General features: G+C 55.5%; 17 protein-coding genes. 14 read left to right on the top strand and 3 right to left on the bottom strand.

All coding sequences use genetic code 11. The features are described from left to right. The first annotated feature begins 7 nt into the window (after window positions 1–7). Window positions 8–1,024 carry an ArdC family protein gene (locus Enr13x_RS11210; protein ID WP_145386133.1) on the top strand — a complete coding sequence of 339 codons (1,017 nt, stop codon included), beginning with the start codon at window positions 8–10 and terminating at the stop codon, window positions 1,022–1,024. Between the two features lie 178 nt (window positions 1,025–1,202). On the opposite strand, the gene Enr13x_RS11205 is transcribed toward Enr13x_RS11210, so the two are convergent. Next, window positions 1,203–1,631 (bottom strand): hypothetical protein, encoded by a 429-nt coding sequence (locus Enr13x_RS11205; RefSeq protein WP_145386132.1) that lies wholly within the window; start codon window positions 1,629–1,631, stop codon window positions 1,203–1,205. Between the two features lie 560 nt (window positions 1,632–2,191). On the opposite strand from Enr13x_RS11205, the gene Enr13x_RS11200 reads away from it, so the two are divergent. Both Enr13x_RS11200 and Enr13x_RS11195 read left to right on the top strand, forming a co-directional pair. Continuing rightward, complete coding sequence (locus Enr13x_RS11200) at window positions 2,192–2,485, top strand: hypothetical protein (protein ID WP_231744213.1); 294 nt, start codon at window positions 2,192–2,194, stop codon at window positions 2,483–2,485. An 84-nt stretch (window positions 2,486–2,569) separates the two neighbouring features. Next, window positions 2,570–2,785, top strand: coding sequence for a hypothetical protein (locus Enr13x_RS11195; RefSeq protein WP_145386130.1), 216 nt, complete (start codon window positions 2,570–2,572; stop codon window positions 2,783–2,785). Window positions 2,786–2,983: 198 nt separating this feature from the next. On the opposite strand, the gene Enr13x_RS11190 is transcribed toward Enr13x_RS11195, so the two are convergent. Continuing rightward, window positions 2,984–3,391, bottom strand: coding sequence for a hypothetical protein (locus tag Enr13x_RS11190; protein WP_231744212.1), 408 nt, complete (start codon window positions 3,389–3,391; stop codon window positions 2,984–2,986). Between the two features lie 2 nt (window positions 3,392–3,393). After that, a complete protein-coding gene (gene mobF, locus Enr13x_RS11185) occupies window positions 3,394–6,285 on the bottom strand; it encodes a MobF family relaxase (protein WP_145386129.1) in 2,892 nt (963 codons plus the stop codon). A 533-nt stretch (window positions 6,286–6,818) separates the two neighbouring features. Here mobF and Enr13x_RS11180 point away from each other — a divergent pair. The 11 genes from Enr13x_RS11180 to Enr13x_RS11130 all read left to right on the top strand — a co-directional run bounded on the left by Enr13x_RS11180 (window position 6,819) and on the right by Enr13x_RS11130 (window position 17,751). Continuing rightward, the gene (locus tag Enr13x_RS11180; protein WP_231744211.1) at window positions 6,819–7,856 is read left to right on the top strand and encodes a PDDEXK nuclease domain-containing protein; all 1,038 of its coding nucleotides are present in this window, start codon (window positions 6,819–6,821) and stop codon (window positions 7,854–7,856) included. Between the two features lie 363 nt (window positions 7,857–8,219). Next, a complete protein-coding gene (locus Enr13x_RS11175) occupies window positions 8,220–10,625 on the top strand; it encodes a DEAD/DEAH box helicase family protein (RefSeq protein ID WP_145386127.1) in 2,406 nt (801 codons plus the stop codon). A 21-nt stretch (window positions 10,626–10,646) separates the two neighbouring features. After that, window positions 10,647–11,441 carry a TIGR04255 family protein gene (locus Enr13x_RS11170; protein WP_145386126.1) on the top strand — a complete coding sequence of 265 codons (795 nt, stop codon included), beginning with the start codon at window positions 10,647–10,649 and terminating at the stop codon, window positions 11,439–11,441. Window positions 11,442–11,446: 5 nt separating this feature from the next. Next, the gene (locus Enr13x_RS11165) at window positions 11,447–11,899 is read left to right on the top strand and encodes a hypothetical protein (protein ID WP_145386125.1); all 453 of its coding nucleotides are present in this window, start codon (window positions 11,447–11,449) and stop codon (window positions 11,897–11,899) included. After that, complete coding sequence (locus Enr13x_RS11160) at window positions 11,899–12,315, top strand: hypothetical protein (RefSeq protein ID WP_145386124.1); 417 nt, start codon at window positions 11,899–11,901, stop codon at window positions 12,313–12,315. Before Enr13x_RS11165 ends, Enr13x_RS11160 begins: the two co-directional genes overlap by 1 nt. A gap of 24 nt (window positions 12,316–12,339) precedes the next feature. Continuing rightward, window positions 12,340–12,987 (top strand): restriction endonuclease subunit S, encoded by a 648-nt coding sequence (locus Enr13x_RS11155; RefSeq protein WP_145386123.1) that lies wholly within the window; start codon window positions 12,340–12,342, stop codon window positions 12,985–12,987. Further along, the gene (locus Enr13x_RS11150; RefSeq protein WP_145386122.1) at window positions 12,887–14,053 is read left to right on the top strand and encodes a class I SAM-dependent DNA methyltransferase; all 1,167 of its coding nucleotides are present in this window, start codon (window positions 12,887–12,889) and stop codon (window positions 14,051–14,053) included. The genes Enr13x_RS11155 and Enr13x_RS11150 overlap by 101 nt, the downstream gene beginning before the upstream one ends. Beyond that, complete coding sequence (tnpA, locus tag Enr13x_RS11145; protein ID WP_145384496.1) at window positions 14,005–14,334, top strand: IS66 family insertion sequence element accessory protein TnpA; 330 nt, start codon at window positions 14,005–14,007, stop codon at window positions 14,332–14,334. The genes Enr13x_RS11150 and tnpA overlap by 49 nt, the downstream gene beginning before the upstream one ends. After that, window positions 14,331–14,678, top strand: coding sequence for an IS66 family insertion sequence element accessory protein TnpB (gene tnpB, locus Enr13x_RS37870; RefSeq protein WP_145389223.1), 348 nt, complete (start codon window positions 14,331–14,333; stop codon window positions 14,676–14,678). The genes tnpA and tnpB overlap by 4 nt, the downstream gene beginning before the upstream one ends. A gap of 132 nt (window positions 14,679–14,810) precedes the next feature. Further along, window positions 14,811–16,649: an IS66 family transposase gene (gene tnpC, locus Enr13x_RS11135; protein ID WP_145384494.1), complete on the top strand. Its 1,839-nt coding sequence runs from the start codon at window positions 14,811–14,813 to the stop codon at window positions 16,647–16,649. Between the two features lie 220 nt (window positions 16,650–16,869). After that, window positions 16,870–17,751: an HsdM family class I SAM-dependent methyltransferase gene (locus tag Enr13x_RS11130; protein ID WP_197455947.1), complete on the top strand. Its 882-nt coding sequence runs from the start codon at window positions 16,870–16,872 to the stop codon at window positions 17,749–17,751. Window positions 17,752–18,119: the final 368 nt, after the last annotated feature.

Genomic DNA, 18,119 nt, shown 5'->3' with positions numbered 1-18,119 from the left:
GGTCGGCATGGCGAAAAACAGAAAACACAAACCATCACGACGTGACATCTATCAGGAGGTGACCGACAAGATTATCGGGTACCTGGAGCAGGGCACGGCCCCGTGGCGAAACCCGATCAAGGGTGCCGGCGGCGATGGCTATCCGAAGAACTTGATCAGTGGCAAACGATACCGCGGAATCAACGTTCTCTTGCTCGCAATGCAGACGTTTGAAAGCGGATTCGCATCGAGTTACTGGATGACGTTCAAGCAGGCCAAGGAACGCGGAGGCCAAGTTCGCAAGGGTGAAAAGGGCAGCCTCGTCACGTTCTGGAAGCTTTACACAACGAACGATCGCGAAACCGGCAACGAAATCGACGTTCCGGTCTTGAAACATTACACCGCTTTCAATCTCGATCAGATCGACGGCATAGACGCGCCGGATGCAGTACCGCTCGACACCGAGGCGGATCCGTTTGAACCACTCGACCAAGCTGACGCCATTGCGGCCGGATTTGTGGGTGGTCCTGGGATTGAACACGACGGTGGCCGCCGGGCGTTCTATCGGCCGCGAACTGATTGCGTTCACATGCCCCCGCCAGAACGATTTGAAAATCGCGAGGCTTACTATGGAACGCTGTTCCATGAGCTGTCTCATTCGACGGGGCACTCGACCCGTCTCGACCGTGGACTGGACACCGAATTGTCTCCGTTTGGCAGTTCCGACTATTCGCGGGAAGAATTGATCGCCGAACTATCGGCGTCGTTCTTGTGTGCGGCCAGCGGGATCAGCCCACCGACGATCGAGCAGTCCGCCGCGTATTTGCAGTCCTGGATCGACGTGCTCAAGGGCGATAAACGACTGATTGTCAGTGCCGCAGGAGCCGCTCAAAAGGCCGCTGATCTGATTTTGGGCACCACGTTCAACGATGCAGCAACGGAAGCCAAGCAGCCAAACGAAACTGCCGTGGCAACGTCGGCACCAGCCGCGCCGGTTCCTAATCAACAGCCGGATGAGAAACCGTCTCAGCCGGGACTTTTCTAGCCGCATGCCGCAAGTTAGTAGCAGGACACCGTCTCATACGGTGTTCACCTTTTGTTTGACTGACTGTCCCTGCAGCGTCCCGCCTTGCCGCTATCGCTGACAAGGGCTAGCCTGCAGCTACAGGCTTCGCCCCGCATCGGCCGGTCTTGCGCGAAAACCCTTGGCCGTCGGAGCCCAATCATTCCGATTCACGGAAGCGTTCAAGCAGCTTGGCAATCTTTTTGTGATTGTTCGAAGTCGTTGAAATGATCAGCGATAGGTTTTGCGGGTACGGTGCCATCGTTGACTTTCCTCCTTTTGCCTCCCAATCCTTCGGCGAGACAGATTTTTGAATCAAAGTCATCAACAGATCGAACGAAAATCCCTTCGTTCGTGTGTACACCGGAAGGTCATACACCTTGTAAACCGTTGTGACCAATACATCCTGTTTTACAGGTTGCTTCACTTCGCTTTTGTCTGCAGCCTGAACACCAGCCACGAAAAAACACCCTAGCGCGAGCGTCAGAATACAAGCAGCAACATATACCTTTCGCATTGTTTCATCCATTGGGTTTTGAATCGCATTGATGAAAGAAAGGCTACCGAATTCACCACCATCGTGAAACATCAGTTTCGTATGGTTTTAAACCAACTCCTTGCGACAAAGGCAAGATGCCCAATCGTGGTGGCGACACGCTGAACAGGGCCTTCCACACAATGGCCGGCACGATGAGCGTCATCGCGTCTTCAGCATCAGCATGTATTGGTCGACTGGCGGTGCGATTACTGAAGCCCCGTGGATCAATCACCGTTCAATTGTTAGATGGTTGAAAAACGTCGTCCGAAACCAATTCACCGCCAAATCGTGCTGCGGGTACTCCGAACGGCCAAGAGCTGGCAAGTTTGCCGCCATAGCCGGGCGATCGCCAAACCCGGTCTCCGCCATCGCAGCTTGATTTCGTTCGGCGGGTGTGCGATTGATCTGGTGGCAAGGCTCGAATCCACTTCGTCATCGGATGACTGATTGGACACGCTGCCACGATTGAAAGTCCATCGGCAAGGGCCGGCCTGCAGAACGTCGCTGCGCTAGTCTTCGGCCGGTCGCTTACGCGAAAACCCTTGGCAGATGAACTTTCTACCGCGGCGGGAACGCGGACCATGGTCAACCAACAACGAAAGGACAAAGCCATGACACAGACACAAATCAACAAACCAGCCGACACAATCCGCTACGGAGGCGTCAAAGGCGTGATTTGGAAAAACGCCGGCAAGGACGGCAAACCCGACCGCTACTCGGTCACCTACGTCCGCAGCTACACCGACGCCGACGGGAACTGGAAGGACACGTCATCGCTCAGCGAAATTGACAATCTGAAACTGGGCGTCCTGATCCCTCAGGTTGCAACCCGCATCGCCGAGTTGAAAGCTGCCGACCGAGCGGAAGCCAACGGTGACGATGAAATCGAGGAGGGCGGCCAATAGGCCCCCTCTACCTGGCATCGGGGCCAAATTCAAATGAATTTGGCCCCAAAACCGTGGTAAACTATTGCCGAGAGGAGATTTCGGATGCAACTTGACCTGCCCAGGCAAACTGTTGATGCCATCGTTCGAAAACTTGCCGAGCATGGCTTGAACGTCAACGACAATGCTCTTGTCGTCCGGCGTTTGCTGGACGAAATGGCAGTCTCGCCTGACGGCGCGACGATCGCAGAGTTGCTCAATCGACTACGAGATGAGCAAACGCCAGAACAGCCCCAGGAAAACGCCTTGGAGTTGGCGTAACGTTTGGGGCTGATCGGTTGTTTTGATGGTCCGAGCGATCTGTCCACCAATTCGATCCACATGGAAGGCTTCGGCCAGTGAAGCCCGCCGTCCTTGTCGATACCGGTCCGCTCGTCGCTCTGTTAAACGCCAACGACGCGGCACATGAACGGTGCAAAAACACAGAATTCCGCTCGTCCCAAATTTGGGACAAACCCATCATTCCGCCCCAGCCACCTCGATTGAGATACGGATGACCTCGGCTTGATCTTCCGATCTCCGAGGCAATCGCGGGTCCGCTTCTTGGATCCAGCGCACCGACGCCAGGCCGAAAAGAGTGGCCAATTCTCTTAGATGACGGCCTTCGATGGTGATCACCGTTCTCGATGCCGCTAGAACAGTGATCTGAAGGTGGCCCGCATCGCGGCATTCAACTTCACGGACGTCGCCGTAGGAATAGCTCAGCCATCGGCCGTCGCTCAGCCGAAGCTGGAACATCATCGGCGGAAGCTCCCCCGGTGTGGCTGTCGCATACGGCGTCAGGTCGTCGGGAGAGGGCGTCGATGCTACCGCGCGCAGCGACGGGCCGCCGCGGTGTTGATCAAAAGCTCTGGATGCGCGTGACATGGCTAAATGCTCCTTCTCGGTTGTGGAAACGGTCGTTTCGGCGTGTTGGTGATCGGTCGACGTTCCGGCGATGGCGTACGCCCCGAATGCCGTGACGGCTGTCGGGACGTACGCAAATTCCACCATCTGCTCAGACGCGATCCAAAACTGCTCCATCGCCCGCGTGTGCGTTCGGCCGTGCGGGTTCGTTGCGGGGCAGGGGACTTGTCGACTTTAGGTGCCGGAGTCTTCATCAGTTCAGTCGCCGACATTTGCTCGCCGCTGCGCTCGATCGCACGCCGGACCCTCGCCTTGTCATCGACGTACAGCACGACGTCTTGGCTGCCGCGCGATGCAGTCACATAGAGCGTTTTTGCGTTGATGACCGGCAATGAAGCCGCGCCCATCGAGGCAAAGACGACGTCGCGGTCTTTTCCTTGGCTGGCGTGGCTAGTGATGACGTAACCCAGGTCCAAGTGGCCAAAGTCTTTGTCGATGACATGGCCGCCCTTCAGGATCAGATTGCCTTTCGCATCAAACCCTTTCACATCATCCAGGCGACCGTTGCTGATCCTTGATTTCCCATTCTTCGTCGTGCCGCTCAGGCTGAAACGAACGCGATCGCCCGCTGCGATGGCCACTTTTGCCTCGCGGTAGACTTCAAATCGGTCCGGTGTGCTGAGTGGCAGCGTTTTGCGTTTGCCATTGGTCAACGAAACGACTTCCACTTCATTTCCGGCCGCCCCCGCCACGCGATAGCGTTCGCCGCGTTTGATGCCGTCTTTCGCATTCTGATGAAACTGCACGATCGCGCCTTTCTGGTCCTGGTACGTGGAAGTCTCGCGTTTTTCCGCTTCCGTCAGATTCATCGGCTTCAGTTGTGTGAAAACACGTTCTTCGCTCGAAAGCTTGCCGCGATCTTTCAACGACTCGCGAATCTGTTCTGTTGCGGCATCACCCTCGGCGTGTGTCGGAGCGACAACGAGCGTCGATTTCCCGCGATCCATCGCGCTGAGATAGCTCGTTGCCAAGACTTCGTGTTTCTTTTCCGCGTCGATCTCGATGATCTTGCCCATTCGGTCGAGCATGTCAAAACCGGCAAGCAATCCTGACTTGCCGGTCGCCGGATCGATCTCATGACCGCGACTGATTGTTTCGACCGCCTGTCGATACTTGCCCTTTTGCCTTTGGATCGCTTCGACACGAGCGATGCTCAACCCCGCTTCCTGCTCCAACAATCGCATCGCCTCCCCGCGTCGGGGCGACGCGTGTTGGCGAGTATCACCGGAAAGTACGACACGGCAGTTCTGCTCTTTCGCGATGTCAAACACCGCGTTCATTGATCGCACGTCGACAAGGCCCGCCTCGTCAATCCAGACGACCTGGTCTTTAAGCTCCGGATGAAGCTTGGTGTTGCGGATCAGATGCTCGACGGTCTCGGTCCGAGCGAAGCCTTTTTCGTGCAAAACCTCTTTGGCCCCTGTGCTCGGTGCGAATGTGAACACCGTCTTGTTGTTTTTGGCGATCGCTTCGGCCGCTTCCTGCATGAGCGATGATTTTCCCGTGCCGGCCCCGCCGGTAATCGCAAGCACCGAGTCGCGTGACTGAAGGACGTGATCGACCGCTGCCTTCTGTTGAACATCCAGCCAATTGCGCTGGAAAACGTGTTCGGTTTCCGCGATAGCCGTCCGAGTGCCACGCCCATCGCGGGCAAAATCGATCATTCGCTTTTCCGCGTTCAGTACTTCCTGGGTGGTGATGAAACATCTCGATGCCCCGTCACGGTCGATGGTCCGCTGGAGAATCGGGCATCGATCGAGCGCCGCTTCCATCTGTTCGGGACTGAACGTCAGCCCGTGTTCCAAGGCGGTTCCCACGATCTGATGCCGTTCCACCGCTGAATTCCGATAAAGATGGTGATCGAGGGCGTATTGGATCGAAGCCCCGATGTCTGGCAGTTCGCGATCGTCGCCTCCCGCGGTACCGCGGCCCAGGACGGCAAATCCATCACGTTCCTGTTCGGTCAATCGTGAACACCATTCGCGGCGCAGCTCTTCGACACTGGCGCCATCGTCTTTCTTTTCTCTGGTTCGTTTGCCCAGTTCAGCTTTCTTCGCCGCGTCGCGGATGCCGCGCGTGGCCGCCGTTTGCTCAACCTGCTGCATTCGCTGACTGAATTTCTCGATCGTCGCCCGCTCCAGCCCCGCCAATTCCCAGCCCGCCTTGATCCTGCCGGACTGGGCGAACCGCGTCGGAGTGACGGCATAGCCGAGTTGGTCACGAAGCCGTCGAGCGAGCCGGGATTCGAATTTGGCTTGCAAGCTGGGACGCTGCCGGACGATTTCTTCGAATTGCCCCGCGTAGTGGCGGCCGTTCTGTTGCGTCCAGTTGATCACGAAGGCATGGATGTGCAGGTGCGGATCCGCTTTTCCGTTGACGGGGCGAGACGTCTTGTGCAGAAAGTCCGCATAGATCAATTCCCCCGTCGTCGACTTCTGCTCGCTGTTGTGATGCTCGCCATGACGAACACGACGTTGCATCAACGGCTCAACATCCTTGGCCATCGTTTCCTGTACCGTCTCGCGCAAGGCGGCGACGATGCGCTCATCGCCATTGATTGCCCAGGCGAGTGAAACGCTTTTGGGAACGGAAAAAGTGAGGTCCATTCCGGGCCGCCGGTCTTTGCGATTTCGCTGTGTCAGCGACTTCCCTGTGACCGGGTGCTCTCCTTGAAGTAGGGAAGCGAACTGTTGCTTGGTGACGTCGGTTCCACAACCAAGTCCCAACGTGTCAGCTCCCTTGCCATGCCATTGTCCGTTGACTTCTTGGCCTAGGTAATAATCGCCCTGCGTGAGCACTTGATCAAAGTATTGCCGCGTCGCTGCGACGTTCTTGCTTTGTGTGGCGATCAGCATGATGAACCCGATGAACCTCCAGGATGAAGTCCCAAGCAGAGAAGAATTTTTAGATAGGCTTGTCCCCTAAGCAGTGCTTAGGCCCTTCCAAGCCTTCCACGGGCGGGTCAAAAACGCAACGTTTGAACGTGACTCTATCCACAGACCGCACCAACGCAAATTCTTTGTGGCCACGTCATGCAGGGTGGTCACGCTGCGACGGATCTTCATCGCAGGCATCACTCCGCTGTTTACAAACGTCGCGGAACCGGGCACTCTGCCGAAAGAGATTTGGATTGGCTACAATCCAAGCATCGATCAGAGTTCCACGGCGTGGGAATATTGAATGATGGCAAGGGCCAGTGATGTAAAAAGCGAAATCGAAAAAGTAGCGTTCGAAAGTCAATCGCCGGCGGCGCACGATGCGATCTTCAAACCGATGATTCGCCCAATCGCGATCGAGCGACCAGCGAGGACCTATGGAAGGGAAGACCATGAGTGAACTAACCAAATCAGACGAATACCGACAGTGGATTGTCTCGATCAAAGATCGAGTGCAGGCCTCGCAGATCAAGGCGGCCGTGTCGGTCAATCGCGAGATGTTGGCGCTGTACTGGTTCCTGGGCGAGCAGATCATTGAAAAGCAGGCTGCCGGCCGTTGGGGCGACAAATTTGTCGACCAGATGAGCAAAGACCTGCGGACGGAATTCCCGGACGTGAAGGGATTTTCGCGGCGAAACCTGCTCTACATGCGCAGGTGGGTCACGTTTTGGCAGGATGCAGAAGCAATTGTGCAGCAAGCTGCTGCACAAAATCAGGCAATTGTGCAACAAGTTGCTGCACAATTTCCAGCCACGCCATTTCAGCTTGTTTTTCTGATTCCCTGGGGACATAACCTCCTGCTGCTGGACAAGTTCAAGGTACCAGCCGACGCCCTGTTCTACGTCCAGAAAACCATTGAAAACAACTGGTCGAGGGCGGTCCTGACACACCAGATCGAATCCGGCCTCCACCTGCGGGAAGGCCAAGCGATCCACAATTTCGAGGCCACGCTCCCCAAGCCCGAGAGTGACCTTGCCCGGCAGCTGCTCCGCGATCCCTACAACTTCGACTTCCTGACCCTGACGGAGCAGCACAACGAAAGGGAACTGGAGGACGGCCTGATCGAGCACCTGACCAAGTTCCTGCTCGAACTGGGCGCCGGCTTCGCCTTTGTCGGCCGCCAATACAAAATCACAGTCGACGGCGACGAGTACAGCATCGACCTGCTGTTCTACCACCTGCGGCTGCACTGCTACGTCGTGATCGAGTTGAAGGTCGAAAAGTTCAAGCCCGAGTACGCGGGTAAACTCAACTTCTACGTCTCGGCGGTCGACACCCAAGTCCGCACCGAAGCCGACGGCCCTACGATCGGCATCCTGATCTGCAAATCAAAAAGCGACATCAAAGTCGAGTACTCCCTCCGCGACCTCACCAAACCCATCGGAGTCAGCGAATACCAAATCACCGAAAACCTCCCCGAACAATTCCGATCATCCATCCCGAGTATCGAACAGATCGTAGCCGAACTCGGCGACTGGGAAGGCGAGTGATGCTGTCCGCACATTCTTCGTAGCTGCTCAATCATCAGCAAATTGGAATTTTGGATAATCTCGCGGAACGGGAACGTTCGAAATTTCGGCGCCCCGTTCCAATGGAGTGAAAGTCAGACTGAACAAGGCGATAATTTGGCCAACAATATGTGGCCGAGGTCCCCGTCAACCGAGGAAAGGTGTCGCGGTTCATCTTGAAACCGCCCATTCCACACCTCTGCATGCCCATATCAGTCTATTTTCCTTGACATTTTGCCGCAGTAGGGAACGGAGCAGATTAGATCAAAAATGACGCCGACCTATTGCCCATTCATCGCTCAGCTATACTGCCTTTCACTGCAGTTCCTCTGATTCTTGGGCACCATGAGCCAGCCGCTACACGATCCTCCGCTCGGCGAGTCCGATACTCGCGCCAAGCTCATCACGCCGGGGATTCATGCGCGCGGGTGGACAGAGGATTTCATCCGGCGTGAAGAAACGGCGGGGGCGATCGAGTTGGTCAATGACGTTGCCCGTCGTCGATCACGCGGAATTGTCGACTACACCTTGCGATTGAACGTGGCCGGCGGATCACAGCCGGTTGCCGTCGCGTTGATCGAAGCCAAGGCAGAATCGTTGCCACCCGGCCACGGATTGGATCAAGCCAAGGGGTACGCGCGCTGCAAGCGGATGAACGTACCGTTTGTCTTCTCCAGCAACGGGCACATGTTCGTCGAATTTGATCGTTTTACAGGACTGACCTCTGCCGCCAAACCGCTAAGTGATTTCCCCACGCCCGCAGAAATCCAGGCGCGCTACGAAAAAGGCATGGGATTCGAACTGCAAGCTGAAGCGGCTCGGCCACTGCTAACGCCCTATGACGGCGGCGAGTCAGTCCGGCGTTACTATCAAGACGCAGCCATTCGCGCCGTGTTCGAGAAAGTCGCCAAGGCAGAGAAGACTGGTCAATCCAAGCGAGCGTTGCTGACATTGGCAACTGGATCCGGAAAAACCTTCATCGCCGTCCAGCTACTCAAACGGATTGCCGATGCCGGGCAACTTGGGCGAGCCTTATTCGTTTGTGACCGTGACGAGTTGCGGACACAGGGACTTGCTGCATTGCAGAACGTTTTCGGAAACGAAGCGGCTGAAATCAGCACGGGTAACCCGCAATTGAATGCTCGCGTCGTCGTCGCAACTTACCAAACGCTTGACGTGGACCAGGAAGGTGACGAAGCCTCGTTCTTGCTGAAGCACTACCCCGAAAACTACTTCACGCACATCATCATTGACGAGTGTCACCGCAGTGCATGGGGAACTTGGTCCACGGTGCTGACTCGCAATCCGAACGCGGTTCAAGTCGGATTGACTGCCACTCCGCGTGAACTTGATCTCGGGGACGACTGTAGCGTCGAAGCCAAACGCGACATGCAAATAACAGCTGACAATGTGAAGTACTTTGGCGAGCCGGTTTACAACTACAGCATTACGCAGGGGATGGAAGACGGCTATTTGGCGCTATGCAAGATTCAGAAAGGCAGAGTCAACCTTGACAATACCGGCATCACGATTGCCGACATTATCGCTCGCAACCCCACCGATGCCCGAACCGGCCGCGCCATCACCGTCAATGAACTGCAAGCGTTGTACGAGAAGAATACGTTTGAAAAAAAGGTGCTATTGCCCGATCGTGTACAAGCAATGTGCGCCGACTTGTTTAATTATCTTTGCGCGACCGGCACGAATGGGTTCCCGGAACAAAAGACCATCATCTTCTGTGCCCGCGATTCGCATGCAGACGACGTCGCGATCGAGATGAACAATTTGTACGCACGATGGTGCGCCGCGAACGGACGCCCGCCGTTAGACGCTTTCGCTTTCAAATGCACGTCGGCGCACGGCAAGGACGACTTGAAATCGCTCAAGGGACAAGCACGCAGTCACTTCGTTGCCACCACGGTTGATTTGCTGACCACGGGTGTCGATGTACCCGCATTGCGGAACGTCGTTTTCTTTCGATACATCACTTCGCCGATCGTCTTCTACCAAATGGTAGGTCGTGGGACGCGGATTGACCCGGCGACGGGCAAGTTGATGTTCCATTTGTACGACTATACCAACGCCACTGATCTGTTCGGATCCAGGTTCGTGACCAAACCGCCTGCGCCCGATCCAGGCGGCGGTAACACAGGACCGACCCCGCCACCGCCGCCTCTGGTACGTGTCACCGGGTTTAACGTCGTCGTGAATGATGCTGGTGTCATGATCCTGGCCGAGGTCGATGGCGTTGAGATGCCGATCACGATTCAGACGTACAAGCAACAACTCGCCCAACGGTTGCTCGTGCAAGTTGCCAATATCAGCGACTTTCGGCATTTGTGGATTTTACCCAGTGATCGACGCGAATTATTTGGCAAGCTACCCGATGCCGGTCGATCACCAATGCTGATCCAGCAACTCGAGCACAAACAAGATTACGACCTCTATGACGTGCTAGCTGAGATCGGTTACGGTTTGGACCCGCGAACACGCACGCAACGCGCTGAAGCTTTTCAGTACAAGCACGCCGGTTGGCTTTCGGGTTTGCCCAAAACATCCGCTGACGTACTGGAAGCGATTGTGGGCCAGTTCGCGATCGCTGGCACCGATGGCATCGAAAACCGAAGCATTTTCGAGATTTCCGACGTCAAAAAGGCGGCTGGTCCCAAAGGTCCGATCGACGCACTGCGAGCTGTCGGCAAGCCCGTTGATGTATTGATGGACACCAAGGCGAGGCTTTTCTCGGCTTGAACGATGAAGTTTTAAAATCAGATGAATCAGACGCCTTTCAAAATCGACTTCAACGAAAACTTTGACCACCTTCCCGGTGCGCCCATTGCAGAGGCCGTCATCCACTGGCGGGCGCATCCCGAAGTCAAGCTGGAAGCCGCCGCCTTGCTTTCTGAGCTAACACAGAGATTGCCCGATTATCCCGACCCGAAACAACAGCAAGAATTGCACGTCGGAGCTGAAGTATCGCCGGACCGGGCATCGGTTCAGCAGCATCACATCTGGCACGGTTTTCAGCTTCAATCAAGTGACAAACGCTACATCGCTCAATTCACACGAACCGGCCTGGCGGTCAGCCGGCTGGCACCCTACGAAGATTGGGCGAAGTTTCGCGACGAAGCATTACGGCTGTGGAACGTTTACCGAGACATTGCCCGTCCGCCGGAAGTTCAGCGTTTGGGTGTCCGCTACATCAACGTGATCCGATTGGATACAATGGATGAAATAGGCCAAGTTTTGGAATCGCCTCCTACTCCCCCGAGGGCGATGGGACTACCAATCAGCGGGTTTGTTTATCAGACCCGGTTTGAGATTCCGGGCTATGCCTACGAAATGAACGTCGTTCAAACGATTCAGCCTCCGTCGACCGAAACGGAAGACAAGTTCGGTTTGATTCTCGACGTGGACGTGTTTACAACCAAACCGTTCGTGGACGATGAAAAGACGTTGGAACAAAAACTTCGGGAAATGCGTTGGATCAAGAATAAAACATTTTTTAGCTGCATCCGCCCAGACGCTGCCCGACTTTGGAAGTCAGAACCACCCGCTTCGGAGTAAATCCCTTGAGCCTCGCATTTGAAAACGGAACCAGCCGCGCGGCAAACTTCGTCCGCGATTCGCTCGCCCGATGCGAACGCGGACTGCAAAAGTCGGCCGCATTAGGTGTCGAAGCATTGATTCGTGGTGAGCTAGCCGACGTTTGGGATGAGTGCTCGGTGCCGGGTTGGGATGGCTACAATGCCTTGCCCGTGACCTGGGATTCTCTCAACCTTGCCCAGCAATTCTTGCGGTCGCTTCCCCTAGGCAGTCCACTGCCATCGCTGGGCGCTGAACCCGACGGCCAAGTCACGATGGAATGGGGGCGTCGCCCGCGACGCCGTTTGTCGATCAGCTTGAGTGCCGACGGTGAATTGCACTACGCGGCGTTGACCGGCCCGGGACGAACGTGCGGCAGTGAGCCATTCTTTGGCGAAGTATCCGAAACGATCTTGCGATTGATAAGGCAGGTCGCTTGATGCTGGACCCGGATAACGTTCCTGCGGTCGGCCCGAACGAGCGTCTTTCGAGATTCATTCTGACGAAACGCCACGTCAACCAAGAGACAAAGCTTCCCAAAGCCGACGCCTTTGTTCCCCATCCCTACGATGAGCTTTCGGTCACGCGTGATCTCGACGCCAGTGAACAGGAGGTTTGGCAAGCGGGCCATGATGTAGCTCAGCAACGGAGCAAGCCTCTGATGGGTCGCTGCGACGTGATTGCAGCGAGCTACGTCGGGCAAAAGCTGAAAACGGTTCCCGATCCCGTGGATGGGAATCCGAATCACGTTAACGTGGCTCTGTGGCCAAGCGACAAGCCGCAGCAACGGCTGATTGCACTTGAGATCGCCGCGGTTGCGACCTTTGTTCCAACGCCAACTGCTGATCTTTCTTGAAGTCAATTTGTGGAGCCGCAATAGATGAGAAACCCCAATATCGTTCCATTGACAATTCATCCGATCCCAAAGCCCGGGCCGACGGGTTGGACTTGGCACAAGCTTAACAAGATCGCAAAGCTCGAAAGCGGGCATACGCCCAGTCGCTCGAGACCGGATTGGTGGGGCGGTGATATTCCGTGGCTAGCATTGCCAGATATTCGGAAGCTCGATGGTCAATATGCTGATGACACTTTGGAGCATACAAACGACGAAGGTTTGGCGAATTCCTCAGCCAGACTGCTACCCAAGGGCACGGTTTGTCTATCAAGAACAGCATCAGTCGGGTATGTGACGATCCTGAATCGACCAATGGCAACCAGTCAAGATTTTGTTAATTGGATATGCGGTCCCGAACTGCATCCTGAATTTTTAATGTACACGTTGCTGGCGTCACGGGATTACATACGATCACTCTCGTCTGGAGCAATTCATAAGACGGTGTATGTTCCGACCGTGAAAGATTTTCAGGTCTGCGCACCGTCGATCAATGAGCAAACGCGAGTTGCGAAATTGATTCGAGTTCAAATGAATGGTGTTGAGTCGGCAAAGGTCGCAGTCGGAAAACAACTCGCAGCCATCAACGCCCTCCCCGCATCCATCCTCCGCCAAGCCTTTAGCGGTCAACTCTAAAACCCATACGGACGCACTCAACAGCATGGCGAAGAAAAAGGCTGCGAAGGCTAACGGAAAAGCGAACGGGAACGGCAAAGCACTGGCAGGCCAGCAATCGGTCAACTCGGTCGTGAAGTCGATTTGTGATATTATGCGACGGGGTGGTTGCGAGGGCGCGATGGACTACGTCCCGGAACTGACGTGGATGCTATTCTTGCGAATCCTGGACGAACGCGAGCAACGCGAAGAGGAAGCCGCCGAAGTGGTCGGCGCAGAGTTTTCGGAGTCGATTGAATCGCCCTACCGTTGGCGAGATTGGGCTGCGCCGGATGGTCCCAAACGCATCGAGCTGACCAGCGAAGGCAGCAAGATGGGTGACTTATTCGCTTTCGTCAGCGAGAAGCTGCTTCCGTACTTGCACAAGCTCGGCGACCAGGCCCATTCGACGGCCCGTCAAAAAGTCATCGCCGAAATCATGCTGGGGGTCGACCGAACCAAGATCGACACCGAGAAGAATCTGCAAGACGTGCTGGACAAGATTCACGATCTGTCGAGCGAAAACATCGACGACACGCACGTGTTCACGCTGTCGCAGGTCTACGAAGGCTTGCTGCTGAAGATGGGCGAGCGCAACAACGACGGCGGTCAGTTCTTCACGCCGCGAGAAATCATCCGGGCGATCGTCCAAGTCGTGCAGCCGAAGATCGGCGAAACGATCTACGACCCCTGTTGCGGCACGGGTGGATTCCTGGCCCAGTCGTTTGAGTTCCTCGCCGGCAAGGACAACGAGCTGATTTCGACATCAGATGATCTGGACACCCTGCGTTTGGATACGTTCTTTGGCCGTGAAAAGGGAGCCAAGGCGTATTCGATCGCCCTGGCGAATTTAATGCTTCACGGCATCGACCGCCCGAATCTTTGGCACGGCAACACGCTGACCAAACAGGTCATGTACGACGGTAAGCGCCCGAGGAAACCATTCTTGGCGCGTGGCGTAGGCTGGTGGGTTTTCACTCACGTAACCAGGAGGTTTCCATGGTTCGCTTGCCAGACCCCGCCGTTCGCCAACGTTGGTCGCGGCTGATCCAACTTCACGAACAGTCCGATCTTGCGGTCTCCGAATTTTGCGATTTGCACGGAGTCTCCACCGCATCGTTTTATCGATGGCGACAAAGGCTGCAGGGCGACGCCGATCAGAGCGACGCGTTTCTTGCCGTGCAGATCGAGCAGCCGCGTCCCCAAATCGGCGGCACCACTGTCCGCTTTCCCTGTGGCACGCAGATCGAGCTTGCTTCCTGCGATGCCAACAGCCTGATGATCATCGTCGACCGGTTGGCACCACAACCAAGCGAGTTGCAGCAATGATCGCGCTACCAACCACTGGCGGCATTTTTCTCTACGCCAAGCCGACCGACATGCGAAAGAGTTTCTCGGGCCTGGCTGGCATCGTGCGAAACGAGCTAGGCAAAACGCCAAATGACGGAAGCTTGTTCCTGTTTATCAATCGACGCCAGGACAAACTCAAAGCACTCTATTGGGACCGCGATGGAATGGCGGTGTGGTACAAAAGTCTGGAGCAAGGCACCTTTGAAAGAATCAGGCAAGATGGCGAGGCGAGCGTCAAGCTCGACGCAGCCGACTTGGCGATGCTGCTTGGTGGAATCTCAATCGAAAATGCCAAGAGACGTAAACGGCTCAAGGCAGCGTAAGCTGCCGCGGAAGCAGTGACGACGGACCACACTTGGGAGCAAGTTTTCTTCGGCGAAGAAAACTTGCTTTTTTTCTTGCCCAGACGGTGATTTGCTATTGCGCGATTTCGAGAAGCTTTTAGTCTTCTGTACATGGACAAGCTCAAGCAACTTCAACGCGAAATCGAAGCCCTGCGTGCGAAAAACAGCACGCTTGAGTCCGTCAATGAATCGCTTGCTGCCACCAATGCGTCACTCACCAACAAAGTCGATTCACTCGCTGTAAACAACCAATCGCTTGCTACCACCAACGAGTCTCTCGTCCAAGACGCCAAGTCACTCGCTGCGGCCAAAGAGGACCTTGAATCGAAGAACGAGGACTTACGAAAGCAACTCTCCAAAAAGCAAGACGAACTCGACGCTTTGATCCGTCGCATCTTTGGCCGCCAGAGCGAACGCTTTGAAGACGACGACCAGCTGAAGTTCGAATTCGCCAGTCAAGCAGAAATCGACGACGCTCGTGAAGGCATCAAGCAGGCGATCGAAGAAAATGATCGAGCCGGCAAACGCAACAAGCCGCCCAAGCGACGCAAGCGTGAAGAGCGTTTTCCCGACAGCCTGCCGCGCAAGGAAGTGATTGTCGACTTAAGCGACGAAGAAAAAGAAGGCTTGGTGCGGATCGGAGAAGACGTGGTCGAATCGGCACACTTCACCCGGGGTGCGGCCTATATCATTCGAAAGATCTTCCCCAAGTACGTTCACCCGGAGGATCCCCGCGCCGGTATTTTGCAGGCCCCACGCCCCGCGGCGCTGATTCAAGGCGATCGCTACGACACCTCATTCGCTGCCTCGGTCATTGCCAATCGACTTGGCTACCATCTGCCGATCTATCGTCAAGAGGACATGTTCGCCGAGTGCGGCCTTTACCTTTCACGCAGTACGCTACTAAACCTTCAAGAAGCTGCCGAACGCGTGCTCCGGCCGTTCGTGCAGTGGCTTGCTGACTTGGTTCGCACCGACAGCTGCATCGGAAGTGACGACACGTCGATCCGCTTACTGTTGCCGCAAGACATTCCCGAAGCACGCGAGGACGATCCGAAGGGTCGGCGTGCTGCGGAAGTTTTTGCAGCAGCCAAGTCGAAAGGGCTCAAAAGCATCACGGCAAAGATGTGGGCCTACCGAGGCGTTCATATTCCAATCAACGTGTTTGACTTTACGGTCAGTCGTCACCGTGATGGGCCGGACCAATTTTTAGTCGATAGCGAGTATACGGGAACTCTATTGGGAGACTGCTACGGAGCGAACACGGGGATTTACATACGATCAAACGGATTGATCGTTCATGCCGCTTGCGCGGCCCATGCGCGTCGGAAGGTGGAAGCTGCGCTAGACAATCACGCGGAGCATGCAAAGCATTTACTTGGATTGTTTCGATTGATTTATGATGTCGAAGACGAAGCTCGAGAGTTGTCGCCAGCAGAACGCTTGACACTTCGCCAAAAGCAATCGGCTCCCCTTTGGGGCCAGATGCGCGAGTACCTCCAGATGAAGATGATGGACGTGCTGAGTAGTGACAAGATCAGCGATGCGCGAAGTTACATCTTGAATCAATGGCAAGGACTGACGGCTCACCTTGAAGACGGGGAAATCCCGATCGACAACAACTCATGCGAGCAGCTGATGAAGCAAGTAGCACTGGGTCGCAAGAACTGGCTTTTTCTTGGCAGTCTTGCATCGGGTTATCGTACGGCGACATTGATGACGGTCGTCAGCAGCGCGATACGAAACGACCTGGATGTGGCGGCGTACTTGGAAGACGTACTCGACCAGCTTCTCGCAGGCAGTCGCGACTATGCCGCGCTGCGTCCTGACGCATGGGGGACAGCGCATCCGGAGTCGATCCGGGCCCACCGGCAAAAGGAGCGTGAAGCTGACAACATCCGTCGAGAGCGAGATCGGCTTCGCCGCCGCCTCGCCCGCCTGGATCAGTAGCTGGCACTGCAAGGCAGCATTCAGGACTGTCTTTCGATAAAAGAAAACTGACGTAGAACACACCTCGCGCGTCACGAGGGAGTCACGCGCCTGCTAAGCTCGCGTTGGGCCCTATGAGATCAAGACGCTTGTCCCGGCGGATCGCGGATCATCTACGGCCAGTGGATCCGAGAATCGGGCGATAGCTCTTTCCCTGAAACATGGCCACGGCGTCGCCCCGTTGGCCCACCTAACCCATGGTGCTCCTGGGCGCTTACTGTACGACGGGCTATTCACCACCGCACCGGCCACGTTCGATTGTGTGCTCAGTAACCCGCCCTTTGGTGGCAAGGAGGGCAAAGAAGCTCAAACGCACTTCGCCTTCAAGACTGGTGCGACTCAGGTGCTGTTTTTGCAACACGTTCTCGACAGTCTTTCCGCCGAAGGACGTTGCGGTATCGTGGTTGACGAGGGGGTGTTGTTCCGCACGAACGAATCGGCGTTCGTGGACACCAAACGCAAACTGCTCGAGGAGTGCGATTTGCACTGCATCGTTTCGCTGCCCGGCGGCGTGTTCACAGCGGCTGGCGCGGGCGTGAAAACCAATCTGCTGTTTTTCAATCGCGGCAAGCCGACTGAGAAAATTTGGTACTACGATTTGTCCGACATCAAGGTCGGCAAGAAGAAACCGTTCACGATCGACCGTTTCGACGAGTTCTTTAAGCTGCTAAACAAACGCAAGGATAGCGACCGAAGTTGGACGGTGGACTTCACAAAACGCAAAGCAATCGCTCGTACCGAAGCGGAGCCATTTCACCGCGAAGCGTTGAAGAAAGAGCAAGCCGCTAATGGTTGGAAGGCGGACCTGAAGGAGCTGAAAAAAGCTAAGCCACCAAAGAAGAAGGCCATTGCGGAGGCGGACGCCAAGATCAAAGAGCTAGGCAAAGAAGCTCGCGAACTTCGATCGAAGGCCGAAGCCATTGAGAACGCCGTATTCGATCTCAAGGCGGTCAATCCAAACACCCGAGTCGAAGCGGACACCCGCACACCAGCCCAATTGATCAAAGAAATTGAGAAGTACGGGAAGGAGATCGAGAAGGCGCTCGCACGATTAAAAAGTTGATGAGGGACGACTCCGTTGACGGCAATGTTATGGCGATTTCCCGGCGCATGATCCGCGCCGGGCGAAGGGCATAAAGGGCAGTTCCACCGATTTTACTCCCAATTGATTGGCAGAACCAAGTTCTCCGTAAATCTTCTCGTGGGTAAGCTGTTTGTGACGTAGCAAGAGCTTCGCAATTTTCGTTGCCTGTTCCAAGGTAAGACGCTTCCTGGCGTGTTCAACCGATATCTCGAATTCAGCGTGAGTCACTTCAGCATGTCGCTGACGATCATCTGTCAATCCATGTTCGGCTGCTCTTCCTAGAACGATTTCCTCGGCATCGACACGCGGCGTAGTAAAGCGAGTCTGCGTCTTTCGAAGGAAAGACG

The organism is Stieleria neptunia (assembly GCF_007754155.1).
GTDB classification, from domain to species: domain Bacteria; phylum Planctomycetota; class Planctomycetia; order Pirellulales; family Pirellulaceae; genus Stieleria; species Stieleria neptunia.
This window is presented reverse-complemented; position numbering and strand designations above follow the sequence as displayed.